The 2,487-nt window shown below is 59.0% G+C and carries 2 protein-coding genes; both read right to left on the reverse strand.

The features are described from left to right. Positions 1 to 73: 73 nt before the first annotated feature. Positions 74 to 865 (reverse strand): IS21-like element helper ATPase IstB, encoded by a 792-nt coding sequence (gene istB / locus ROG8370_RS19680; RefSeq protein WP_085828809.1) that lies wholly within the window; start codon positions 863 to 865, stop codon positions 74 to 76. Further along, positions 855 to 2,384, reverse strand: coding sequence for an IS21 family transposase (istA, locus tag ROG8370_RS19685; protein ID WP_085828810.1), 1,530 nt, complete (start codon positions 2,382 to 2,384; stop codon positions 855 to 857). The genes istB and istA overlap by 11 nt, the downstream gene beginning before the upstream one ends. Between the last annotated feature and the right edge of the window lie 103 nt (positions 2,385 to 2,487).

The raw sequence follows: 2,487 nt of genomic DNA on the forward strand, positions 1-2,487 counted from the left end.
TGTTGATTGTCACTGAGAACTGACCCGGGATTGTCACCGAGACTTGACCCACCCAGTTGTTATGTTCTTTGCGTCATGATGGCGTCAATGCTGCTGTCTCCTTTCGTTTCTTTTTCGCTGTCTCGGAGCTGGCCTTGAACCGATAGCTGTCATTGCCGGTCTCCAGGATGTGGCAGCGATGGGTGAGACGGTCGAGTAGCGCGGTGGTCATTTTCGTATCCCCGAACACGCTGGCCCATTCGCTGAAGCTCAGGTTGGTTGTGATGATGACGCTGGTGCGCTCGTAAAGTTTACTGAGAAGGTGGAATAACAACGCGCCGCCTGAAGCGCTGAACGGCAGATATCCCAGCTCGTCGAGGATGACCAAGTCGGTTTTGACCAGTGCCTCGGCGATTTTCCCAGCCTTGCCTTGGGCCTTTTCCTGCTCCAGCGCATTGACGAGTTCGACCGTCGAGAAGAAGCGCACGCGCTTGCGATGATGCTCGATTGCTTGGATGCCGAGGGCGGTGGCGACATGCGATTTCCCGGTTCCGGGGCCTCCGATCAGCACCACATTCTCAGCCGCGTCCATGAACTCGCATCGATGAAGTTGGCGGACCAAGGCTTCACGGACTTCGCTGGCAGCAAAGTCGAAGCCAGAGAGATCCTTGTATGCCGGGAACCGTGCTGCCTTCATGTGATAGGCGACGGAACGCACCTCGCGCTCGGCCATTTCGGCCTTGAGCAGCTGTGACAACATGGGGATCGCTGCAACGAAAGCGGGCGATCCTTGCTCATGCAGGTCCTGCACGGCTTGCGCCATGCCCGGCATCTTCAGGCTGCGCATCATGATGACGATGGCAGCACCGGCGGGATCATGACGCATGACGTGTTCCTCCCGTGGTGCGCAGCCCATCATACCGTGCGACATTGGCCTCGGGTTCCTTGCTCAAAGAAAGGGCTGCGGGCGGGGTCACATCGGGCTGGTCTATCGGTGTGCCGTCCACCAGCCTGTGGAGCAGGTTCAGCACATGGGTCTTTGTTGGCACTCCTGCCTCCAGCGCCATTTCCACAGTACAAAGCACGGCCTGTTCGTCATGGTGGAGCACCAGTGACAGGACATCGACCATCTCGCGATCGCCACCGGGCCTGCGCAACATCTGATCCTGCAGCTTCCGGAACCCTTCTGGCATCTCAACGAAGGGAGCACCGTTCCGTAATGCGCCCGGCTTGCGCTGGACCACGGCGAGGTAATGGCGCCAGTCATAGACGACGCGCCCCGGCTGACGGTGCGATCGTTCAATGATGCGCTCATGCGTGCAGACCACATGCCCTTCGGCGACGATGACCAGCCGTTCGGGGTAGATGTGCAGGCTGACGGGCCGGTTTGCGAAGCTGGCGGGCACTGAGTAGCGATTGCGATCGAATGTGATCAGGCAGGTGGGCGACACCCGCTTGCTCTGCTCGACAAAGCCGTCAAACATTGTGGGCAGTGGCATCAGCGCGGGCTTTTCGGCCTCCCAGACATCGGCAATGCTGCCAGGTAGGGTGCCATGCGCAGTCTCCGCCCACAGGAGCTTGCAGCGATCTTCCAACCAGATGTTCAGCGCATCCATATCCGGAAAGGCGGGCATGAGCTGCCAGAGCCGGTGGCGGGCATCGCGCACATTCTTCTCGACCTGACCTTTCTCCCACCCTGCCGCTGGATTGCAGAACTCGGGATCAAAGACATAATGGCTGGTCATCGCCAGGAATCGTGCGTTTACATCGCGCTTCTTTCCGACACCAACCCGGTCGACGGCTGTCTTCATGTTGTCGTAGATGCCGCGCCCCGGAACACCCTCAAACACCCGGAAGCCATGCCAGTGAGCGTCGAACAGCATCTCGTGTGTTTGCAGCAGATAGGCCCGCACCAGAAAGGCACGGCTGTGCGACAGCTTGATATGGGCCACCTGGAGCTTGATGCGCTCGCCGCCGACATAGGCCCAATCCTCGCTCCAATCGAATTGAAACGCCTCGCCAGGCTGGAAAACCAGCGGAACGAAGACCCCGCGGTCAGTCGTGTGATACGCGCGTTGCCGTTCACCCTTCCAGTCCCGCACAAAGGCCGCGACCCGCTCATATGAGCCATCAAAGCCAAGCTGCACCAGATCGGCATGCATCTGCTTGGCAGTCCGCCGCTCCTTGCGTGATTTGCGCTGCTCAGACAGCAACCAGGCTGTCAGCTTCTCAGCATACGGATCCAGCTTGCTCGGCCGGTCCGGTCTCTGGAACTCGGGCTCGACAATCCCGGCCCGCAGATACTTCTTGATCGTGTTGCGAGATACGCCTGTTCGCCGCGCAATCTCGCGAATGGGCATCTTGTCTCGCAGCGCCCATTTCCGAATAACCCTCAAAAATCCCATGTCTACCACTCCAATAGCCCCCAGCTGAATCAAGCAGGGGTAAGGTTGCACATGGGTCAATTCTCAATGACAATTTCTGCAGTTGCCGGGTCAGTTCTCAGTG

This window comes from Roseovarius gaetbuli (genome assembly GCF_900172365.1).
GTDB lineage: Bacteria > Pseudomonadota > Alphaproteobacteria > Rhodobacterales > Rhodobacteraceae > Roseovarius > Roseovarius gaetbuli.